The organism is Alteromonas sp. G4i35 (assembly GCF_054960375.1).
This window is the reverse complement of record NZ_JBHNZD010000024.1, coordinates 47,573-70,093: the sequence shown is the minus strand read 5'-3', so window position 1 is coordinate 70,093 and position 22,521 is coordinate 47,573. Positions and strand designations below refer to the sequence as shown.

At 44.7% G+C, this 22,521-nt stretch carries 21 protein-coding genes; 6 read left to right on the top strand and 15 right to left on the bottom strand.

The features are described from left to right. Positions 1-175: 175 nt before the first annotated feature. Positions 176-1,429 carry a prephenate dehydratase gene (gene pheA, locus ACFI6L_RS15690; RefSeq protein WP_422389421.1) on the top strand — a complete coding sequence of 418 codons (1,254 nt, stop codon included), beginning with the start codon at positions 176-178 and terminating at the stop codon, positions 1,427-1,429. Between the two features lie 42 nt (positions 1,430-1,471). Here the strand turns inward: pheA and ACFI6L_RS15685 are convergent, their stop codons facing one another. From ACFI6L_RS15685 to ACFI6L_RS15655, 7 genes are all read right to left on the bottom strand, one after another. Continuing rightward, positions 1,472-3,232 (bottom strand): GGDEF domain-containing protein, encoded by a 1,761-nt coding sequence (locus ACFI6L_RS15685; protein ID WP_239219041.1) that lies wholly within the window; start codon positions 3,230-3,232, stop codon positions 1,472-1,474. A 17-nt stretch (positions 3,233-3,249) separates the two neighbouring features. Then, entirely contained in the window at positions 3,250-3,462 is a 213-nt protein-coding gene (locus ACFI6L_RS15680; RefSeq protein WP_239219039.1) for a hypothetical protein, read from the bottom strand. 171 nt (positions 3,463-3,633) lie between these two features. After that, entirely contained in the window at positions 3,634-4,137 is a 504-nt protein-coding gene (locus tag ACFI6L_RS15675; RefSeq protein ID WP_239301471.1) for a GNAT family N-acetyltransferase, read from the bottom strand. Continuing rightward, on the bottom strand, positions 4,137-4,907 hold the full coding sequence (locus ACFI6L_RS15670; protein WP_014948841.1) for an SAM-dependent methyltransferase: 771 nt from the start codon (positions 4,905-4,907) through the stop codon (positions 4,137-4,139). Before ACFI6L_RS15670 ends, ACFI6L_RS15675 begins: the two co-directional genes overlap by 1 nt. Before the next feature lie 25 nt (positions 4,908-4,932). Further along, positions 4,933-6,225, bottom strand: a complete 1,293-nt coding sequence (locus tag ACFI6L_RS15665) for a pepsin-like aspartic protease (protein WP_239219035.1) — start codon at positions 6,223-6,225, stop codon at positions 4,933-4,935. Between the two features lie 45 nt (positions 6,226-6,270). Beyond that, positions 6,271-7,425 carry a bifunctional chorismate mutase/prephenate dehydrogenase gene (tyrA, locus tag ACFI6L_RS15660; RefSeq protein ID WP_014976023.1) on the bottom strand — a complete coding sequence of 385 codons (1,155 nt, stop codon included), beginning with the start codon at positions 7,423-7,425 and terminating at the stop codon, positions 6,271-6,273. 75 nt (positions 7,426-7,500) lie between these two features. Next, positions 7,501-8,589 (bottom strand): 3-deoxy-7-phosphoheptulonate synthase, encoded by a 1,089-nt coding sequence (locus tag ACFI6L_RS15655; RefSeq protein ID WP_014948838.1) that lies wholly within the window; start codon positions 8,587-8,589, stop codon positions 7,501-7,503. Between the two features lie 429 nt (positions 8,590-9,018). On the opposite strand from ACFI6L_RS15655, the gene ACFI6L_RS15650 reads away from it, so the two are divergent. Further along, complete coding sequence (locus tag ACFI6L_RS15650; RefSeq protein WP_014948837.1) at positions 9,019-9,735, top strand: enoyl-CoA hydratase/isomerase family protein; 717 nt, start codon at positions 9,019-9,021, stop codon at positions 9,733-9,735. A gap of 97 nt (positions 9,736-9,832) precedes the next feature. On the opposite strand, the gene ACFI6L_RS15645 is transcribed toward ACFI6L_RS15650, so the two are convergent. From ACFI6L_RS15645 to rpsP, 5 genes are all read right to left on the bottom strand, one after another. Then, complete coding sequence (locus ACFI6L_RS15645; RefSeq protein WP_069943970.1) at positions 9,833-10,462, bottom strand: trimeric intracellular cation channel family protein; 630 nt, start codon at positions 10,460-10,462, stop codon at positions 9,833-9,835. A gap of 129 nt (positions 10,463-10,591) precedes the next feature. After that, on the bottom strand, positions 10,592-10,951 hold the full coding sequence (gene rplS, locus ACFI6L_RS15640; protein ID WP_024015986.1) for a 50S ribosomal protein L19: 360 nt from the start codon (positions 10,949-10,951) through the stop codon (positions 10,592-10,594). An 18-nt stretch (positions 10,952-10,969) separates the two neighbouring features. Continuing rightward, a complete protein-coding gene (trmD, locus tag ACFI6L_RS15635; RefSeq protein WP_014948834.1) occupies positions 10,970-11,731 on the bottom strand; it encodes a tRNA (guanosine(37)-N1)-methyltransferase TrmD in 762 nt (253 codons plus the stop codon). Continuing rightward, on the bottom strand, positions 11,732-12,253 hold the full coding sequence (gene rimM / locus ACFI6L_RS15630) for a ribosome maturation factor RimM (protein ID WP_014948833.1): 522 nt from the start codon (positions 12,251-12,253) through the stop codon (positions 11,732-11,734). It abuts the gene before it with no gap. Positions 12,254-12,276: 23 nt separating this feature from the next. Further along, positions 12,277-12,528 carry a 30S ribosomal protein S16 gene (gene rpsP, locus ACFI6L_RS15625; protein ID WP_014948832.1) on the bottom strand — a complete coding sequence of 84 codons (252 nt, stop codon included), beginning with the start codon at positions 12,526-12,528 and terminating at the stop codon, positions 12,277-12,279. A gap of 388 nt (positions 12,529-12,916) precedes the next feature. Between rpsP and ACFI6L_RS15620 the strand changes: the two genes are divergently transcribed. Then, on the top strand, positions 12,917-13,411 hold the full coding sequence (locus ACFI6L_RS15620; RefSeq protein WP_462574391.1) for a hypothetical protein: 495 nt from the start codon (positions 12,917-12,919) through the stop codon (positions 13,409-13,411). Positions 13,412-13,436: 25 nt separating this feature from the next. Here the strand turns inward: ACFI6L_RS15620 and ACFI6L_RS15615 are convergent, their stop codons facing one another. Beyond that, positions 13,437-14,111 (bottom strand): DsbA family protein, encoded by a 675-nt coding sequence (locus ACFI6L_RS15615; RefSeq protein ID WP_462574390.1) that lies wholly within the window; start codon positions 14,109-14,111, stop codon positions 13,437-13,439. A gap of 191 nt (positions 14,112-14,302) precedes the next feature. On the opposite strand from ACFI6L_RS15615, the gene ACFI6L_RS15610 reads away from it, so the two are divergent. From ACFI6L_RS15610 to ACFI6L_RS15600, 3 genes are all read left to right on the top strand, one after another. Then, positions 14,303-16,111 (top strand): ABC transporter transmembrane domain-containing protein, encoded by a 1,809-nt coding sequence (locus ACFI6L_RS15610; RefSeq protein ID WP_462574389.1) that lies wholly within the window; start codon positions 14,303-14,305, stop codon positions 16,109-16,111. 131 nt (positions 16,112-16,242) lie between these two features. Beyond that, positions 16,243-17,301: an efflux RND transporter periplasmic adaptor subunit gene (locus tag ACFI6L_RS15605; protein ID WP_014948828.1), complete on the top strand. Its 1,059-nt coding sequence runs from the start codon at positions 16,243-16,245 to the stop codon at positions 17,299-17,301. Continuing rightward, the gene (locus ACFI6L_RS15600; RefSeq protein ID WP_462574388.1) at positions 17,294-20,410 is read left to right on the top strand and encodes an efflux RND transporter permease subunit; all 3,117 of its coding nucleotides are present in this window, start codon (positions 17,294-17,296) and stop codon (positions 20,408-20,410) included. The genes ACFI6L_RS15605 and ACFI6L_RS15600 overlap by 8 nt, the downstream gene beginning before the upstream one ends. 206 nt (positions 20,411-20,616) lie before the next feature. On the opposite strand, the gene ACFI6L_RS15595 is transcribed toward ACFI6L_RS15600, so the two are convergent. Continuing rightward, positions 20,617-21,873: an alpha/beta hydrolase gene (locus tag ACFI6L_RS15595; protein ID WP_462574387.1), complete on the bottom strand. Its 1,257-nt coding sequence runs from the start codon at positions 21,871-21,873 to the stop codon at positions 20,617-20,619. Between the two features lie 34 nt (positions 21,874-21,907). After that, positions 21,908-22,300: a TerB family tellurite resistance protein gene (locus ACFI6L_RS15590; RefSeq protein WP_039227263.1), complete on the bottom strand. Its 393-nt coding sequence runs from the start codon at positions 22,298-22,300 to the stop codon at positions 21,908-21,910. Positions 22,301-22,521 lie beyond the last annotated feature (221 nt).

Here is a 22,521-nt window from a genome sequence, read left to right as displayed (position 1 = left end):
GCGCATTTTAATTACTTTTTCAAGTCCTCCACATTAAAAACAACTATTCAATTTGTAAAAATGGGTTGACACACATAGGCGTTCAACATACATTCAAACCTATGAAACAGAATACTATGCACGTAGCACTTTTCTTTTTTGCGTTTATATCCTTTAACTAGGGAGGCGCGGCTACATGCATGAAAACCTCCCAACTGGGAGGTTTTTTTTTAGCAGAATTTTCTTATACGATACGCACGGGAATGATATGTCAGACAATGCATTAGATACTGTTAGAGAGCGGATTACCGCTTTAGACAGTGAATTACTTACTTTACTCTCAGAACGCAGAAAGCTAACCAACGAAGTGGCTGAGACGAAAATAAAGCATCACATTCCTGTGAGAGATCAAAAGCGAGAAGAACAGCTATTGGTGCGCCTAATAAAAGAAGGCCAAAACATCGGCTTAGACCCTCATTATGTGACACAAATTTTCCACGTTATTATTGAAGACTCTGTTTTAAACCAGCAGGCTATGCTTGCTGAACGCGCTAACCCTGGCAGTACATTGCCCTTAAACCGAGTGGCATTCTTGGGCGACAAGGGCTCTTACTCTTATCTAGCAACTCAAAAGTACTTCTCTCGTCGCCCAGGCGAATTGCTGGAAATTGGCTGTCAGAGCTTTGCTGAAATTATTTACAAAGTTGAAAGTACTGAAGCCGATTACGCGGTATTGCCTATTGAGAACACGACGTCTGGCAGTATCAATGAAGTGTATGACCAACTACAGCATACCCAACTTAGTATTATTGGTGAACTCACCCACCCTATCCGCCATACATTGTTAGTGGGAACCAACACCAGTATCGATAAAATCAAAACGCTTTACGCTCACCCTCAAGTGTTCACTCAGTGTAGCCATTTCTTAGCAGAACTAGGGAACGTAGAAGTGAAAACCATGGACAGCACCTCGTCTGCCATGTTGACAGTTAGTGAGCTTAAACGCGATGACGTAGCCGCAATAGGCAGCGAAGCGGGTGGTAACTTGTACGGCCTAATGGCAATAAAGAGTAACTTAGCAAACCAAAAAGAAAACCATAGCCGTTTTATCGTTGTTGCGCGCAACCCAGTAGTGGTTCCACTTCAAGTTCCTGCTAAAACAACACTTGTTATGTCTACCATCCAAAAGCCAGGTGCACTTGTAGAGGCCTTGTTGGTGCTACGAGAGAACAGCATCAATATGACGAAGCTTGAATCGCGTCCTATTCCAGGCAATCCATGGGAAGAGATGTTCTACATTGATGTAGAAGGCAATGTAGAAGATGGCCCTGTACAAAATGCCCTTGATGCATTGCGTGGTATTACCCGCTACATCAAAGTATTGGGCTGCTATCCAAGCGAAGAAATTAGCCCGACCAAAGTGGCCGCGGCGAGCGCGCTGGCTGATTAAGCCAGCACACGCCCCATTGTTTACTTTCTTTCGTTGTAATATTTAGGCAGGCTGAAAGGCTTGCCCAACATTACCAACGTCACTTTCACCATTAACCGGGAAGACAGAAACTCGGTTACGGCCATGCTTTTTACTGCCATACAAAGCTTCATCAGCATTGGCATACAGCGCCTCGAATTGATACTTTGATGACGCAGTGCTGGAGATACCAAAGCTTGCTGAAATATCGAAGGTAAAACCGCTTTCAGCTGTATCAATCTGACGGATACTATTGCGCATACTTTCCGCTATTTCTTTTGCTTTTTTCTCATTACACCCTGGTAATAGTAGGCCGAACTCCTCACCACCTAAGCGCCCGAAAACATCTTCTTTTCTGCAGTGTTTCCTCACCGCGTTAACTACTGCCTTTAATACCCAATCGCCTGTTGGATGACCGTAGCTATCGTTAACTGACTTAAAGTGATCAAGGTCGAAAATTACAAAAGATAATACGTCCTGCTGCTCTGACATTCGATCAAGCGCTTTCGATGCCAACTCAGTAAAATAGTGACGGTTCGCCACTTTTGTTAACGAGTCAGTTTGCGCCTTTTCCCTAAGTGCTGCATGTAACTTACGATTTATTATTGCCCACATAAGGACAAGTATCGTGGTGGAAGCAAGCAATGTTATCAACAGCCTGTGATTTTGCTTTTCTTCTCGGGAAAGGGCTGCTTGTGCTTTCAGTAGGCTATTCTCTTTGTCCAGTAGCTGAATTTCGATATTCTTCTCGAGGTTATCGAACTTAGCCTGTTGAATCGCCATTTGCTTAACGTTGTACTCATCAAGGTACGCTTTATCAGCCTCAGCGTATTGAATAAATGCATCTAATGCTTGTGCATTATCCCCTTTCTCTATTGCCGACTGGTACAGTATATAATATGCCGTTTTTCTGGGTTTTGAATATCCCATGCCTTTTGCAAGCTCCGCGCCTTTAAGCGCACTCTCCTGTGCGTTATGAAAGAGCTTATTGGCAAAATAGGCTTGTGCTAGCGCTGTATAGTACTCTGACGTTAATCGTGGATAGTTAGTACTTTCAACATCTGCTTGGATAGCAAGTAAGGCGTCTAACGCCCCTGCGATACTGTCTGGCGATGCTAACATCAGTTGAGCAAGCCATAATTTTGCTAAATTCAGAGCGATTGGCTCTTTACTCGCATTACATACCTCAATAGTTGTATTTAGCGTTTCTCGGTCAAGTCGTCCTAAATTGTGCAGCGACTCACTACGCAGATTGTGAGCCAGACACGCATTGCGGGAAGAAAGCTCTTGTCCAATTACGCGAGCACTGTACTGCAAACTCTGCTCAAACTCTTCCAACTGATTATAAAAAAGCGCAATCGTCAAAATTGAAAGGTGCTTATCTTTATCTTTCGCTAACGAAAGTAGAGGAACAATATCAGGAATTTGCTGAAGTGCTTTGGGAAAATCCCGAACTAACGCGTAGTTGTTGAGAATTGAATTTTTGGCTCGTAGTTGTAACGATTTATCTGAAGCACTTTGAAAAACACTTTCATAAAGTGGAACTGCCTCTATGAGTTTTCCTGAATACGATAAGCTATAAGCATTGAGATAGTTAAAGTATTGGACTTGGGCCGGTGAAAAGGAGGCTGATTTATTACTGAGAGCCGACAATGACGTACGAAACGCCTCCACGTCTTGACTGCGAAGTGCATCAGCGCGCACTAACTGCTGATCAATTTCGTCAGCAGAAAGCGGAAATATGAAAAAGGGGCAAAGTAACGCCCCTATTAAAAACCTAACCACAATTTAAACTATCAAAGTTAGTGAAGTGACACTTGGTTCTTTTCTTCACTCTCTTGTGCATCACCAGGCGCGTCTTGCTCTTCATCTTCTGGCATCAAAAGACACCACATTTTTTCTTTCTCTTGAGAAAGTGCGTCTGCGTGGTCAGCTTTAAATTGTGCAATTACATCAGTGTCACGTTGCTTAGATGCATCTTGTGCAATAGCGAGAAGTTCTTTTAGCGCTTTCATGAGTTTGTTCTACTTTATAGTTATTAATGTTTAATAGGTTAGCAACTATTTGATGAGTTGTTAATCAAATATATAGCATTTTAGACATATTATACCAGTTACTATTTGCATCAATTACCTTTGAAAACAGAAATACTTACTGGTTTATTAGGTATGAAGTAACCAAATATTCTAGCGATTAAAGGTAAATGTGACCAAGTTGGTTTTACTTGGCTGAAAACGGCTGTCCTTTGACTGTTTGAAGTTTAATTGGGTAACTAGACGTTTTGTAGCGAGGTGACGCTTTTCAAATTGGGCAACAATTTGGTGAAGATTGAGATTTTCCAAGCCAAATTCGACTAGCGCGCCCATCGCTTCTCGTGCCGCGCCTTTTCCGTTCATTGAAGGCGCTAATATAATTCCAATCTCTGCAGTGTCTTGTAAAACGCTTTTACAAAGCATCTGAATTCCACAAAATGCCTGCGTTTGATTACACGTTATCGACCAGACCTTCTGTGCTGGCCAAGGCCTTTTGTTTGCTTCAATGAAAGTACTAGCGACTACTTCACTTTCCTTCTCAGAAAGGGGCTCACCTATTAATCGCATAATTTTTCTATTTTGGTACAAGCTTGCTGTTTCCTCTTTCCACTGCTGGCAAAGTAAAGCGCTGGTAAAACGAGGTGTAGCGAACTGCACTAGTTAGTACCTTTGGAGTAATCGACATCATCTATCACTGGTTTACTAACTGGTGGTATGACAAGTGTAGAGTGCTGGTTAATTTCGTGATTATGCAGTTCACCAATAGCAATCGTCGTAGCTCTGAACTCATCGATGGGCAAGGTTGCAGCTTCATATAAAATAGCGCTGTCATTCGCTTGGTAAATAGATAACAGTTTATCAGTAAGCTTTTTTCGTTGAAGAGAGCTGGAGGTAAAAACGGCACTTGAGAAATCTCCTGCAACCCCAACCTGCCATAAAACTAAATACGCAGCCGTATCTACTTCTCGTTTATATAGTAGAAACTGGTTTGCCTCGTAGTGTTGGCAACCTAGAGCACCTGGGTCTATGCCCAAATCGGCGTATAGGCACGATTCAGCTGAGATCCCCGGCAACATGTAAGCATCAAACCCTCGACTTTTAGCGATTGCGATAGCGTCATGAGGCACCTTTGCAAAAACCCCAGGGTGTCCATAAAAAGCGCCAACTACTTTTTCGCCTTTCTCCACACGCTCTAGCATTGCGCTAGTCATTTGAGCATAGGTATCGTGGCGATCTTTGCCTTCACCATAGAAAGTTTGTAGGTTTACTGTGTTTTTGTTCAAAGAGGTGATCCATGCCTCCATGTAGTGCTCAGCTACACATACGAAAACGACGTCGGCTTGCTCAATATGACTTTGACAAATAGGCGATAAATGCGCTCCAACCATCATCCCGGTTCCTACACATACTAGGCTGCCTTGTTGCATGTAACTGTTCCTTTATTATTAGGTTTTAGCTGTTTTTATCAAAAACATGTTTAAGCGCGTCAACCGTATCACTCAATGTCACTTTTCGTGCAAACGATACAACACCATTAGTGCCCTGTCCTCTGTCAAAAATTGTATAGTATTGAGAGATCAGCGGAAGACCGAGGATGCTTTGATTCGGCCAGTGTTTTAGTGGGAATATTTTAAAGGACGCTTGGTTAAATGTGGGGGCGTGCTCCTGCCAGTAGGCTTCAGGCGGTAGCGAAAGTAAAATATCTTCACCCTCATCGCCTTCAAGAACAAACGTTAGTTCAGGCCATTGTGCCAAATCTAGCTTTTCCAAGTCTATTCCTTGCTCCTCTAAAGAGAAAGCAGCGAAGGGCTCAAGCAATGTTTTCGCGTTATCAACACAGCAAAAAATCTGCTCGATCACTTCGTTATACAAAGATTCTGGCAAACCAATCACCGTTGCTCCTGAATCTACTATCGCATTTGAACACCAGCGTGCTTCGTCCGATTTATCCAAAGCCGGCGCTTTAATGCCTTCGTTTTCTCCACATTTTACGGCTTTTAACGTGACGTTATAATACTTATCGCGGAGTACCTTCACAGACATAATAGGAGGAGCATATAAGTCTCGATGAAAAATAGGCTCACCTATTACAAAAAGGCCATGATTTTTTCTATGTGCAAGCGCAGCGCGAAGACAATTTCCATCTACGTTATAGACGCTTGAGCGATGTAGCCAAAAAGCGAATTTATCGGCGTTAATTTGACGCTGCTCTAACTCAGAAAAGTAGCTAGGGAGTGTGGTCGCAACGTAATCAGCTGTCTTTAGGTTAATAATTGCTGACTCGTTAGGCTCGGCCAACGCTTTTTCAAAAAACGCTTGCTCGCTCATTTCACACGTAATTTTGTCAGTGCAACGATAGGCGTGATTTAGCGGTTGATAAGCTAACCCCATAATTCCGTCAGCTTTTTTAAAACAAGATTCTTTTGTCTCTTGCGATTCTTTCGCTATTGCTACATAAGTTTGCGGCAACGAAATGCTGTGACCGAAAATGCCCAGGCGCACCGTGGTCTTAACAACAGGGCCATGCCAACTTCCTGCAGCATATTTAATTGATTGAGAGTAGTAGGTGAACCTCACATCACCATCACGTTCAACATGATAATGAATGTCGCCTAGCACTAAGGTTGAGCTTCCCGTATCTAAAATAAGATGAACGGTCTGCTGATGCGCGCCTATATGTGCTCTCACACAATAGCCGCCATCAGCGAAAGTATTGGTAATTGGCAAACGAAGAGAGCGAGTCACGTTGGCTACCTTAAATTAGCTATCGCTATAAACAGTCGGTCAAAACTACTTGTCTCTTAAAAGCTGACCATCATCCGCTTTTAACAACATCTGTTTGCTGTCTACTAAACACTTCTTCGCATAATCTCCGAACCACGCGCCGACCTTCATGAACTGTTCTACAAAGCCTTTTTTGTCGCCATTCTCAAGTAATGACAATGCAATCCCAAAACGTTCGTAAAAGCGACGTAGAAGTGCAAAGTTATCAGGGTTATTGAAAATAATATCGGCATAAAGTTGTGGTGACTGAGCGAATAACCTGCCTACCATTGCGAGTTCTAAACGATAAATAGGTGAGCTAAACATGGTGAGTGATTCCAGATTAGGATCTTCACCTTTTAAGTGTTGCCCGTACACAAACGTGTTGAAGTGACGCATTACCTGAATATAAGCCATGGCTTGGTCATGTTCTTGTGCGCTGGAGTCGTGAATGGTAGCACCCCAAATTCGCATTTGCTCAATGAGCCAACTGTATTTCTCACTGCCACGCCCGTCGCACACTACCACTACCTGTTTAATCATGCCAGGCGCGTCAGGACCAAACATGGGGTGCAGTCCAACAACCGGACCATTGTGTGCGGCAAGCATCGCCTCAAGTGGCTTAGCTTTAATACTGGTTATATCTGCAAGCACGCAATCCTCTGGCAGCATAGTAAGCTTGCTAATCACGGCTTCGGTTAGATTAATAGGCACTGCAACAACAACCAGTGAAGCACAGCTTAATAACGAGGTTGCTCTACCACTTTCCCAGTCGTCTTTTTCAACAACTGAAACGTTGTAATTACTTCGTTCGAACAAGCTCACAAACACACGGCCAAGTGCCCCTGCTCCACCAATTACAACAACGTTGTCGACATCAGGTTTCACACAGCGATATTTGTTGTTTTGCGTGTGATAAGACTCTCGCATTACTCGACGTAATAAGTCTTCGGTGAGATCGGGCGACACCCCAAGTGCTTCTGCCTGAGCACGGCGGGATGCGATCAACGCTTTTTCACGCTCTGGTACATAAACGGGCATACCAGCTTCAGCCTTAATTTGACCGACCTGGGTTGTAATTTGATTGCGTTTTGCGAGTAATTCGACAAGCTGGGTATCCAGCTCGTCGATACCTTCACGCAGCGTATCTAACTTTTTTAAGTGCTGCGATAAATCGGCCATTCTGTCTTATCCTTGAATCAAATGGCACGGGGCTTATTGGCAAATTTTTCTTGCCACTTTAGGCGTTGCTTGGATTTATGCCACCGTGCGCTTATTTTGGCGTAAGGGTAACACAGTTATTAACTTATCTCTGGTTTGAGATATTAAGTTCTCTGTTGTTTCCCAATCAATACATCCGTCTGTGATTGAAACACCATACTCAAGTTCTTCTGGCTTTTTACCTTCAGCTTTTTGATTACCGGGTTTCAAGTGACTTTCCAACATAACGCCAATGATAGACTGATTGCCTTCTAGAATTTGATTGACCACGTTCTGTGCAACCAATGGCTGACGGCGATAATCTTTTGAAGAGTTCGCATGGCTGCAATCTACTACTAAGCCCGCTGTTAAACCAGCATCCTGCAACTCAATCTCGCACTCTGATACGCAAACCGAGTCGTAGTTAGGCTGCTTTCCACCGCGCAAAATAATGTGGCCATCTGGATTACCGCTGGTCCCGATAATACTTACCTGGCCTTGCTTATTGATTCCCATAAAGCGGTGACCCGATGCCGCCGATTTAAGGGCGTTTATGGCAATATCTAGGCTTCCATCTGTACCATTTTTGAATCCTACAGGCATAGACAGGCCGCTGGCCATTTCACGGTGGGTTTGCGATTCAGAGGTACGCGCACCGATAGCAGCCCAGCTAAATAGCTCAGCAAGATATTGTGGACTAATTGGATCCAGTGCTTCTGTTGCAACAGGCAGCTCTAATTCTGCAAGCCAAATTAACAACTCTCTTGCCTTACGAAGACCGGTTTCAATATCAAATGTACCGTCGATATGCGGGTCGTTAATTAAACCTTTCCAACCTGTTGTGGTACGCGGCTTTTCGAAGTACACACGCATAACGATAAATAGTGTGTCTTTGCATGATTCATGAAGCTCTTTAAGCTTAAGTGCGTACTCTTTCGCGGCTTCAACGTCGTGTATAGAACATGGTCCACACACTACAAGCAATCTATGGTCGCGACGATGAATGATATCTGAAACAATCTTTCTAGACTCAGAGATAGCCGCTAACGCTTTGTCTGACACAGGCAATTCAGCACTAAGCGCTTCAGGGGTTATAAGTACATCTTCGGTACTTACGTGAACATTATTTACGGTGTCCTTGATCATGGGAGCTCTCTTACTCTCTTAACTACAAATAAAAAACGGAAAATTAAACGCCAAAAGAGTGTGCAATCTGCATGTAAACTTTATTGTACAACCAGCTTTTTCTATATTTCTTTAACGTCATTGACTTTTTAGCAACTCAAGCGTAATAGCGCAAGTAATAACGAATAATACTTTAATCTAGGGTAGATTCGAAGCGAATGAGCATGACTGAATGGCAATAGTGCATAGGGATAGCACAATTTTTAATCGACAGTGAGGCTTGTTCCGAATTACCTCATTAGTCAAACGCTTTGTAGTGACATCCCGCCCTTACGTTTTCAAATGCTCCACGAATTTAATGGCGTAATTGACCAACATAAATAAGCTAAATTTCTCATTTATTGTCAGGATTTTGTATCATTGCGACAATGAAATAATAATGAGAACACAATGCAAAATTTAGCCCTAACCTACACTGGCGACGTGGCCATTCTAACCATGCAAAATGGAGAGAACCGCCACAATCCTCTCTTCGCAAAGGAGATGCTTTCAGCGTTAAATACCATTAAAAGTAATGAAAGCTGTAAAGCGCTAGTGATCACATCAAATGATGAGAAATGCTTTAGTCTAGGTATAGACACAGACTGGCTAATGCCAGCAATGAAAGCAGCTCGCACTGAGGAAATAAAGCAATTTATGTACGGTATGGATGACGTGTTTAAAGCGCTGCTTCTGTTCCCTCTTCCGGTTATTGCTGCAATCAACGGACACGCCTTCGGAAACGGAGCAATTTTGGCGTGCGCTTGTGACTTCAGATTTATGCGCGCAGACAAAGGCTTCTTCTGTTTCCCTGAAGTAGATTTATCAATCCCCTTTCTGCCCGGTATGATTGAGTTTGTTAAAAAAGCGATGCCGTATTACAGATTTAATGAAATGAAGCTTTCCGGAAGGCGTGTATCTGGTAAAGAATTAGAGCAAGATCACGTGGTAGAAAAGGCGTACGATACACAAGAAAGCTTGATGGAAGGTGCGCTGAATTACGCTAAGACCTTTGATAAAAAGCGTGGCATTTTTGGCGAACACAAAAAGCGTCTACACAAACATATCATCCACACTATCGATAACGAGAACAAACCGTTAATAGAATCGCTTTCACTCATGGCATAACAATAATAGGCACTATGGTGAAGCGTCACTTAAGACGCTTCACCGATATTTGCTAATAAGTCTTTTCATGGGCATATCGATGTTGGGCTCTACACTGTTAGTTAGGCCTTGGTGTTCTCTTCCTAAAAAGATCGACTTTAACCCCCCAGTGCAACGATGCAATTCTCATTAAAACTGTTACAGAGATAGAACCTAAAATGCACCAAATGTAAGGGATGTCTAGGGCAAAAAAGGCGGCGTAAGTGAGACCACCTGCAAAACATGCACTCGCGTAAACATCTCCACGCATAACGTAAGGTACTTCTCTGCAAACCACATCGCGCATCAAGCCCCCGAAGATACCGGTTGTCATACCCATCGTTAGGGCGACAATCATTCCGGTTCCACTAATGAGTGCTTTCTCGATGCCTATGACATTAAAAATAGCAAGCCCTATGGTGTCGATAAGTATAAAGTAAAAATTGGAAGGAGAAGGCATATAGCGAATGAATAAGACTGTCGCGAATATAGCTGAGTAGGTTGCTAGTAGATACTCTGAGGTTTCTACCCAGAAAATAGGTTTTCCTAATAGGAGGTCTCTTAAAGTACCTCCGCCAAGGGCTGTCATCACGCCGACAACGACGATGCCAAACCCATTGATACTTTTGTCATGCCCCAGTAATGCGCCCGATACAGCAAAAAATGCGACGCCAACAACGCCTAACACGATAAAGTATTCTGTACTCATCCTTCTCTCTATTAAGAAACCTTAATGTTTGTATTAAAAAACAGGTTGAATGGATCGAATTTCAGGCACAAAAAAGCCCGCTTAAGGCGGGCTTTTTCGAAGTTAACAATAACGCAAGGATTAGTAATCTTAGTTAAGCTTCTCTTTGATACGTGCAGATTTACCTGAACGCTCACGTAGATAGTAAAGCTTAGCACGACGAACCGCACCGCGACGTTTCACTTCAATTGAAGAAACTGCCGGGCTGTGTGTTTGGAACACACGCTCAACGCCTTCGCCGCTAGAAATTTTACGCACGGTAAAAGACGAGTGCAGACCACGGTTACGTTTAGCGATAACAACACCTTCATAAGCCTGAAGACGCTCTTTGTCACCTTCGGTAACGCGAACTTTAACAACTACTGTGTCACCTGGACCAAACGCAGGAACATCAGTCTTTAGCTGTGCTTCTTCGATTTTTTTGATGATATCTTGACTGACTTTGCTCATCATATCCTCTCGTCCTAGTTAACTGTCATCTTGCTGCAGTTGCGCTTGGAATAATTCAAGCAAACGCTGCTGCTCCTCAGTCAGAGCTAGGTGATTTAACAATTCAGGGCGACGCTGCCAGGTTCTACCTAATGATTGCATCAATCGCCACTGCCTAATTTTTTCATGGTCCCCACTTAACAACACATCAGGTACCTTTTGACCATCAAGTATTTCGGGCCGCGTATAATGCGGACAATCCAAAAGACCGTCAGTGAAAGAATCTTCAACTGCTGAGGCTTTATGCCCCAACACGCCAGGAACTAATCGAGCAACCGCGTCCATAAGGACCATTGCTGGCAGTTCACCGCCGCTTAGCACGTAATCACCAATAGAGACTTCTTCATCTACATGGCTTTCGATTACTCGCTCGTCGATGCCTTCATATCGACCGCAAATTAAAATTGTGCGGTCAATGTTAGCAAGGCGCTGTACGCCTGCTTGGTCAAGGGGTTTCCCTTGTGGTGATAAGTAGATCACCTTACTTTTTTCGCCACCAACTTTCTTGGCAGCTTGTATTGCGTCGGTTAGCGGTTTTACCATCATCAGCATACCGGGTCCGCCTCCGTAGGGGCGATCGTCTACTGTACGATGGCGATCATGTGTAAAGTCACGGGGGTTGAAGGTGTCAACCGATAACGTTCCAGACTTAACTGCTCGACCTATAACACCCTGTTGGGTAAAAGGGGCAAACATATCTGGAAACAGGCTAACAACGCCGAACCACTTTTCCGGTGTCACTTAAAACCCCGGGTCCCAGTCAACTTTAATGACCTTCGCTTCCTTATCCACCTCTTGTACGACTTCGTCGAACACAAAAGGTAATAGTCTTTCTTTTTGACCAAAAGCATCGCCTACATTCGCTTTAACGTGAATCACGTCGTTAGCACCTGTATTAAACACTTCTTTCACCACACCCAAGTCGTAACCTTGCGTTGTTACTACTTTCATGCCGGTGAGCTCACGCCAATAAACCCCTTCGTCGCCTAAATCAGGCAGCTGCGAAGCATTTATGTTGATATCCAAGTTTTTGATGCGCTCAGCATCATCTCGACTATCAACGCCCACAATTTTTGCAACGAGGCTTTTACCGTGCGGTCGCCACTGGTCAATTTGGTATTCCTTTTCATCGCCAAGAAACCATGGCGCGTAATCAAAAATACCTTCTGGCGTTTCTGTATAGCTGTTGATTTTGACCCAACCTTTAACACCGTACGGTGCGCCAATTTTGCCAACAATCACTTTGTCAGACGCTAGACTCATCTATACCACCAGTTAATAACAGCTTACGCTGCAGATTTTTTCGCTTCTTTTACCAAGCTAGAAACGCGATCTGATAAGCTCGCGCCTACACCAACCCAGTATTCAACACGCTCTAGATCTACGCGAAGACGTTCCGCTTGACCTTGTGCAGTTGGGTTGAAGAAACCGATGTTTTCAATGAAACGACCGTTTCTTGCACGACGGCTATCAGCCACCACTAGTTGATAAAATGGACGCTTTTTCGCGCCACCACGCTGTAAACGAATAGTAACCATAAATGCCTCAAACTCGTTGTAGCGTTACCGTTAACTTAAGCCTTCAACCAACGTCTAAAAATTAGACACCAATTAGAAGGCCGCCGAATTATACGGATATCACCACTCAATGCAAGTAAAAACCTGATTTATCCTTTGTTTAGTTCAATATCGCTCCCGTAAGTAGGTGATGGCCTAAGAACGCAAATACACATGCATGATCTTTCGTAAATTTCTTTAAAATATCATCTGGTGGTGTATTGTTAACGTAGCACTAGGATTTAGTGTGGATAAAAAACTTAAACCATATGCAGTTTAAAGGATGGCAGTTAACTGGATTTTAGTTTTTCTCTGGCGCATTTGTTAATCAAAGGCTTCAGTAAATGGATCACGAAGAAGGATTATTCGAATGAAATTATCATCACTCATACTCGCTACATCAATTGCTCCACTTTTCGCGTGTTCATCCGCTACAGATATGGTCACACAACAAGCAGAAGTCCAACCCAATGAAGCTCGTATAGACTTTTTCGCTAACCGCGGAGAAGCCTTTGACAATAAGCGAGAGTACGTAAAGTTGATGTGTTTTAACCAACGCCCTAACGGTGCGTTAGTTCTTCGGGATGTTGAGCCGGGAGAGCATGTTCTATTTGTTCAAGCCAGTGTCGTAAACACTGACCTGCCTGATGGTACCACTCGCGAGGCGATAGTTAGGCTAGATGTAAACTTAGAAGGCGGCAAGCGTTACTCGCTCAACCAATCTCGTGACCATCACGATATGAAAGTATGGCTCCAAGAAACGGATTCTGGCGTCCCTGTTTCTGAAATCGTTACAACCCGTGTTGAATACCCAAAATCGGTGGGAGATTTAAGCCTTGAACAATGCAAGGAAGGCACAGTTTAAAAGTACTCGCTTTTTTCAATAACGATTATAGACGACGCAGGGTTACACTTGCGTCGTTATAGTCGTAGGGAACGTTTTGCCACTGTGGCTTTTTAAGCGCTTGTGATTTTGTCTCTTCTGCCTCGGCAAATTTGTTTGATTTGAGTATTAAGCTGGGAAAGCCTTGGGCGCCTATACTACGCGCCATATGCATTTCTTCGTTTAATTTCTCAATTGTACTTTCACTATTGAGTGCTATTTCAAAGCGCTCGACATCGAGCCCTATTTCTTCAGCAAATGCTATCAAGGTATCAAAATCCGACGGGTTTTTCGCATTCAGGTAATACCCTTCTTGAATTGCCTTGATCATTGCGTTCTCTAATGCTTTTGCTTCATCGCTATCTCTAGCCTGCGCTTTTGCGGCAAGAACTGCTCGACACGAAGGATAGGTCGAGCGACGAGGCTGACACTTTGTCCAAAAATCATAGTTGAATTGTGTTCCAGGCACACGATCTTGAATAGTTTGCCAATAGCCTGCAATAGTCAGCTTCATTTGTTCCGGCATAGGTAAATCACTATCCGGTGCGAGCCCGCCAAGCAAGTAGACAACCTCAATGTCGTTGGGTAACTCACGCTGTATTTGCTCCCAAGTAGGAACGAATGCCCAACACCAACTGCACATTGGATCATGAACATAATACAAAGTACGTGTTTCAGTCATCGTTATTTTCCCGTTTTAACTATTTTGCTTTGCTTCTGCGACGTTAACTTTCATCCCAGCGTAAATACTGCCGCTGTAATCGCATTGCCTACGTCCAATGTACATGCTTTGCCGTATAATCCAAATAGTGAATTTTAATAAGCGTAGCGAAATCAACGCTATGAATTAGTTATGCGCATGAAGAGGTAATTTTGACAACACCACTCGCTAGTGTATCAACCAAACAAGTCTTACAGTGGATTGGCTCACATTTACTTCGCTACAAAACGCGCGTTGTAGGTGCAGTTATAGCACTTTTCACGGCCGCAGTTGCATGGCTTTTACTTGGGCAAGGCATTAAGTACGCTATCGACAGCGGCTTCATAGAAAACGCAGCGGATACGTTAAACAAAGCCACAGTATTAGTGCTAGCCATTACTATCGTGGCCTGTTTAGCGACATATGCGCGCTTTTACTTAATGACTTGGCTTGGCGAGCGGGTTAGTGCTGATATCAGAAACCAGGTATATGCGCACTTGCTGTCTCTTCCGCCTTCATTTTTTGCGGAACTTAGAACTGGCGAGGTCATTTCTCGATTTACCAGCGACACTACAATTATCCAGACTGTAGTGGGAATGAGTTTGTCGATGACCCTTCGCTCGGTCGTGACTTTCGTTGGTGCACTGGCACTTATGACGTTTTCTAGTCCCCTTCTTACCTTCTGTGTAATTGTTGCAGTACCCGCTGTGCTGGTTCCTATCAAAGTACTGGCGCCTCAAGTGCGCCGTTATGCCAAAGAAAGCCAAGACAAAGTGGCAGACTTGGGTGCACGCATTGATGAAAGTCTCCATGAAATTATGACCGTACAGGCCTATACCGCTGAAAATGCCGAACGACTGCATTTCTCTAAAAAGGTAGAGCTTGCCATGGACGTAGCTAAAAAGCGTATTCACTATCGCTCACTACTTATTGGCTGCATCATGTGTATCAGTATGACGGCCATCATCTTTATTGCTTGGGTGGGGGCAAGACAAGTATTAGACGGCACTATGACCGTAGGTGAACTCTCCGCTTTCCTTTTCTATGCCGTAATGGCTGGCGGCAGTGTGGCCACAATCAGCGAAGTCATTGGTGAAGTACAGCGAGGAGTTGGTGCAAGTGAGCGTTTGTACGAGCTATTTACCACTGAGTCTTCTATTCGATCTTTGAATGGTGACACAGCTGAAGCCTCTGCTTCTTCAACGTACTCAGCATTAAAAGGAGCAAGCGCTAAACCGATAATCTCCAAAGCGGCACCAAAAATAGAATTGGAAAATGTCAGCTTTGCTTACCCCAACAGCAAACCTTTGTTTGATAATTTAAACATTAACATTCAAGCAGGAGAACGTCTTGCTCTGGTAGGAGCAAGTGGCGCAGGCAAAACAACACTATTTCAATTATTAATGCGCTTCTACGACCCAAGTGCTGGACAAATACTGTTCAATGGTGCGCCAATCAACAAAATGCCTGTAGACGTTCTGCGCCAACATATTGCGATAGTTACCCAAGAGCCCGTGGTCTTTGCTGATACCGTGTTGGAAAACATTCGCTACGGCAGCCCACATGCAAGTGACGACGCCGTGATAAATGCAGCGAAGCAGGCATTTGCCCACGAATTTATCGATAACCTAGATGAGCGCTACAACACACAGTTAGGCGAACGAGGCGTAAAACTTTCTGGCGGTCAAAAACAACGTATTGCTATTGCTCGCGCTATTTTGGCCGACCGCCCAATTTTACTCCTCGATGAAGCAACAAGTGCGCTTGATGCGATGAGTGAGCGTATGGTTCAACAAGCGATAGATAGATTAATGGTAGGCAAAACCAGCATTGTGATTGCTCACCGACTTGCGACGGTGCAGCACGCCGATCGCATATTAGTTATGGATAAAGGTCAGGTCGTAGGAAGCGGCGACCATGCATCGTTAATGAAAAGCGATACCCTGTACAGGGAATACGCCGAACTGCAATTGCTTAGCTGAACCGCCTGTGGTGCTATACGGTACAAACAACGAGGTCGACCAATCGACTACAAAACATACGTTTTGGTAATACAAAAATAAAGGGCCAGCAGCTTTTTCTGCACAGGTTCCAATAACGCTACGGGTTTAAAATGAAAAATTCATTCTATGGTGCAATGAAGACATGGACAGGTCTTTGCGCTCTTTTTTTAATGATGGTGCCAACTGCAAATGCGCAGTTTATGGGAGACAGGCAAGCAAAGCTTGTAGTAACCAAGCCCATTGAATTTATGAACGAAACGCGAAAAGTGGAAGCAGTAGGTAGTGCTGAAGCCGTTCGTTCAATTGTGTTGTATCCTGCCGTCGCTGATGAAGTTACAGAAATTAACTTTGTCCCTGGGCAAACAGTAGAAAAAGGAAAGGTGCTTGTTCGTCTTGATGATAGACGTCAGCAAACGGCATTAAAACGCGCCAAACTCACTTTGGAAGACGCACAGCGCACCGTAGAACGATTAGCATCAAGCTATAAGCAAGGCGCTGTGCCGGTCAGTGAATTGGACTTAGCACGCACTCAACGTGACCTTGCAGAAGTTGCATTGGAAGAAGCTCAAGCCGATTTACAAGACAGACACATCGTTGCGCCTTTTGACGGTGTGGTGGGCATAACTGACGTTGAAGTAGGCGATCGCATTAACGAGCAGACTGTGATCACTACACTGGATAACAGAAGCAAACTCTTTATTAACTTCAGAGCGCCTGAAGCAGCATTGCCCGTTTTACTGAATGCGCCAAACGTAACGCTTGAGCCATGGAGTGACAGAGAGAAACTAGTAAGAGCCGAAATAGCTCAGGTTGATTCTCGTATCAATGAGGCAGATAGAACGCTTCGCGCTAGAGCATTACTCGACAACTCTTCTGATCAATTTCGCCCTGGCATGAGCTTTCGGGTTAATTTAAGCATTGAAGGCGATCGCTTTGCCGCGATTCCAGAAGCCGCACTTTTGTGGGGAGCTACTGGCGCTTACATATGGCTTGCCGAAGACGGTAAGGCTAAACGTGTTGACGTGAGTGTTCATCAGCGCCTTAGAGGAACTATCCTTGTTTCAGGCGACATTGAAGAAGGTGACACACTAATTTCTGAAGGTGTACAACGCTTACGTACCGGACAAGAGATTACTACCGAACTGGCCGGAGGGCCTCAAGGTGAGTGATCCAAACCTATCTTCGTCAGTTAGCGACTTACCATCGCTATCAATTCGACGCCCGGTTCTTATTGTTGTACTAAACCTACTTATTGCTATCGCTGGGTTTGCTGCATTGAGCGGCCTTGAAGTGCGCGAGCTGCCCGATGTAGATACACCTCAGGTAACCGTTACAGCAGAATTTCCCGGCGCATCTCCTGAAACAGTGGATGCCGAAGTAACTGGTCGCCTTGAAGGTGCGGTTGCGCGTGTGAGTGGCGTCAAAGACATCTATGCGCAAAGTGAAGAAAACTCGGCCCGTGTTCGGGTTGAGTTTCGCCCCGGTGTTAACTTGGAAGACGCGGCTAACGAAGTACGTGAATCGGTCAGTCGAATTCAGCGACAGCTTCCGGAAGATGTCGAACAAGTATCGATCATTCGGGCCGACAGCGACGCTCAGGCAGTTGTAAGCCTTGCTATTTCAAGTGATACCTTGGACATGGAGACGCTCACCGAACGTGTAGACACCGATGTAGCACCGTTGTTTTTAAGCATTCCTGGCGTTGCCGACGTTATGTTAGATGGAGAAAGAGAGCGTGTGCTGCGCGTTTCTGTGGATCCTCTACGATTAACCAGTTTTGGCCTATCGATGAGTGACATTGCTAATGCATTATCGCTTGCGCCTTTTGATGTACCCGCTGGCAGTATTCAATCTGCCGAACAAGCGTTAATCGTGCGAGCTGATGCAACTTCGGTATCGGCAGAAGATGTGGGTAACATTGTTGTAAGCGGTGACATTCGAATTAATGATGTTGCCAGTGTGTACTTCGGCCCTGCCGACACCACCAGCGTAGTTCGTTTGGATGGAACGCCAGTCATAGGCGTTGGCGTAATACGTCAAGCAAGCTCTAATACTATTGAGATTTCAGATGAAGTGCTGGCCATGGTCGCAGACCTCGACAAGCGTTTTACTGATATGCATATCGTAGTAACATCCGATGATGCAGAGTTTATCCGCGACTCGGTTAAAGAAGTGGTCGTTTCTCTCAGCCTTACCGTAGCGCTGGTTGTTGTTACATTGTTAGTATTTATCGGTTCGTGGCGCGCCACCATCGTCCCAGCCCTTTCGATACCCGTTTCGCTAGCGGGTGCACTGGCTATTATTTGGGGCATGGGCTTTTCCATTAATATTCTTACCCTCCTCGCTCTTGTATTGGCCACGGGTATGATAGTAGACGACGCTATTGTGGTTTCTGAAAATATACAGCGTCGCAGAAGTATGGGTCTAGGTGCCCGTGCGGCAGCCGTGGTGGGCACACGAGAAGTATTCTTCGCAGTAGTAGCAACAACCGCAGTACTCGCCTCAGTATTTATTCCCATCGCATTCCTTCCTTCTACTGCAGGGCTTTTATTCAGGGAGTTTGGAGGCGTATTAGCTGGCGCTGTTATAATCTCATCTTTCGTTGCCCTTTCCTTGGTTCCTGCACTTACCGCCCGACTTAAGGTGAAAGAAGCGAAAGAAAGCGGTTTGTTTAGCAAGACCTTTGGCCGTTTTGGCAACGCTTGTTTGCGCCTGTATCAGGCGTCATTATTAAAAGCGCTCAAATATGGCTGGGTAGTTGGTGTGTTGAGCTTAGCAGCAGGTGGTGGCGCTTATATTTTATCGCAAAATATCGATAATGAATTACTGCCAAGCGAAGACAGAGGCACAATTCGTATTTTTGCACGAGGTCCAGACGGTGCTGGCCTAAACTTTATGGACAGACAAGCTGAAAAGATGGAAGAACTGCTGCTTCCCTATGTGGATAACGGCACCATAGATTCCATTTACACGGTAGTCGGTTCGTGGGATCCCAACATCGTCTTTATCACAGCGCCTTTGAAGCATTGGGATGACCGAGACAAATCTCTGCAAGAAGTAGTAAATGAAATACGCCCTAAGCTTCAGCAAATTCCTGGTGCGCCAGGCAGTGCCTTTGGCGGCAATAGTTTGAACCTTCGCGGTCAAAGCGGCGGGCTTGAAATAGCTTTAACTGGCGACACTTATGAAAACATTTTCGAAGCTTCACAAGCGTTCTCTCGTCAGATTGAAGATGTACTACCCGAACTAGGTAGACCGAGAATAAGCTACGACCCTACCCAACCTCAGATGAGAGTAAATATTGACAGACGCCGTGCTGAAGAACTGGGCGTGCCGCTTACCGATATAGCAAGTACCCTGCGCGCCGCTGTGAACGGCGATGATATCGCAGATTTGAATGTGGGCGACCAATCTATCCCTATCATGCTGCAAACTAATAATCGCAGTACATTAGATCCATCTGAGCTTACTAGCTTATATGTGAAAAGTACCGACGGAAACTTGGTGCCTCTTTCTAGCGTAGCTTTCATCAGTGAAGAAGGTGTTGCCGCTGAATTAGAGCGTCAGGCACAGCGCCGCGCAATTAAGCTGGAAATGGAATTACCCGAAGACGTAGCGCTTAGTAGTGTAGTAGAGAATATTCGTAATCTAGCGGCAGAATCATTACCGAACGGTATCGGACTTGTGTTTCTTGGCGAAGCACAAACTTATGAAGAAACGTCTAAGCAAGTAGCGCTTACCTATGTGTTGGCTTTTGTTATTGTACTGCTTGTATTGGCTGCACAATTTGAAAGTGTGAACAGTGCGGTTGTGGTTATGCTTACCGTTCCTTTTGGTATTGCAGCCGCGGTCTATGCCCTGTTTTTAACCGGCACCAGCATTAATATTTACTCGCAAATTGGCTTGGTAATGTTGATAGGTCTTCTCGCCAAAAACGCGATTCTTTTGATTGAATTTGCCGACCAGCTTCGCGATAAGGGTTATGATATTTACGATGCTATCGTTGAGGCTGGTAGAGTGCGATTACGCCCTATTATGATGACGCTGGTTTCAACAATCCTAGGTGGCCTGCCGCTCATTCTGTCCACAGGCGCTGGCGCAGAAGCTCGTAATGCTATTGGCTGGGTCGTATTTGGTGGATTGGGTATTGCCGTAGTATTTACCCTTTACCTGACACCGGTTTTGTATCTTGCCCTTGCCCGATTTACCAAGCCACGTGCAGACGAAAGCGCTAAGCTTGAGAAGGAAATGGAAGAAGCCAACGCACAACATTCCTAGGATTTACCCGCTTAAGTAGGCGCTATGCCTATTTAAGCGGCACCTAAACGGCGACTGTGCGCTAGGTTTGCTTTGAGAATTAAGAGAGACGCCCAAGCTACGTGTGTTGTAACAACAAGTGTTACTACTCGCGTTAAGGCTTGGGCGTTTTTTTATTAAAAAACGGCTGATGCTAGAGCTTTCAAATGGATTAAGAACCTACTGCCCTAGTAGGTTTTACAGAACGCTTTGACTTTGGCTTTACCTGTAAAGGCGAGTAGTTGATCGACCATCCTATCAAAGTAAGGGTTGTAGGTTAGCCTTGCATACACCTTGTCTTTCTTATTAGTTGCTAACTCTTCATCAGCGTTATCGGGCTCAAATCCCCACGGCCCATACCACACTTCTTCGCCCGCTTTGCAGCGCGCTTCAGCGCCACTACCTTGACCGTTATCACATATGCGAAAGTCACTCGCAGTACCATATAGCGGGTTCTTATCTGAAAAAAGTGTACTCATATGGGAGGCTGCGCTAATCCGCTGCTTCGGGACCTTCATGGTTTGCATGACGAGTGTATTTTCAGGTACATCGGGTTCATCCTCACCCTGCCACAATAAACACTTGTGGGGATGAGTAAAATTATCTCTAAACTGTTCAGCTACTTTTGATGTGTCAACCACACTGTCTTTTTCTGCCACCACCATAAGCACAGGTAAATTCAACGCACGCTTTTCTTTTTCCGATTTAGAGAATAAATCTTGAAGCACATTTACGCTTTCTTGATAGGCAGCGAACCCTGGCATTGCAGTAGAGTTATAGCGACTTGGGTTATCTTCTTCTTCAACATTAGGCCAGGGAAATAATGAGTCAATATAAGGCGCTAAACGGGACACAAAGAAGCGTGATTTAAAGGCTGGTGAAAAATGCATTAGCCCTTTTATATCAAGCTCTTCCGCCATCGAAAAACTCGCTATTGTGGTTAAATTAGCGCCTGTCGAAAAGCCACCAATGTAGAGGTTGTCTACTTCTTCGGAAAATAGCCGTATGTGATGATTAGTTTCTGTCTGCCACTGCTGATAGCTAACATTTAGCATGTCTCCGGGTTTTGAGCCGTGTCCCGGCAACAAGATGGTTCTAACGTGAATGCCCTCACTGCACATGGCGTTGGCAACATCACGAAAAAAGTAAGGTGAATCGCCCAATCCATGAACTAACAAGACGCCAATATTGCGGTATTGTGTGCCGCATTCAAATGGCATATTCATGGACATTTCTTGTGCTTTGTCGTCAGAAATAAATGCCCTATGTTCAAGCAAGTAACGTTCAACTTCATTTAGGTAATTATCGAAAGGCTGCACACCAACCGGGAAGGCCTGTGCACTGGCGCTGAACTGAGAACTGTGCGACGAATGGCAGCCGCTCAATAAGAACAGCGCGAGAGAAGCAGCACATGCGTGTGCTGCTTTAACGGTAAAATTTGGCATTGTTAACGTTTAGGTCTGTGGCAATAAAAAGCGATTATTGCAGTGTATCTTTACCCGAAACTAAAGCTTTGGCGAGTAATTTATGGGTAAGTAATGATAGAAGTTCGGTTTCTTCCTCGCTTCGCTCGCCATCAACGCCCGTGATCGCCATTGCAACCTCTAACGTTTTCTCGGCATCAAACGATAGGTCGTGCTTCAAACTGCGTAAAAACGTCATGGCATCGCCGGTGTCAATGGCCTTTCGCGTTTGGTATATCGTGTCGTTTAGAAATGCTTCGCGACAGATTGGGCTTTGCCAGTCTAAAGACTCAACCATTGCATTCAGGTAGTCTTGTTCCGACAGTGTGACCATTCCGTCGACTTGATAAAGTAATACTGAAAGCTTGATAAGGGCTTGGTTAAAACTTTGTTCTTCTGATAATTGCATAACACTCTTCCTCTTCGTACTGTACGCGGCAGTACCACAACATGCTCTGCGTCCTAGCAGTAGCGATAATTTTTTTGTGTCTACACCGAGCTATTTAACACCCAAAGCATCAATAACGCGTCGTTGTTGAACTACGATAGGACCTATAAACCTTTAACTTGGTTCAAAGGTTTAACAGGGCTAATAATGTAGACCGCTGAATTGACGATAGTGTTACGCCG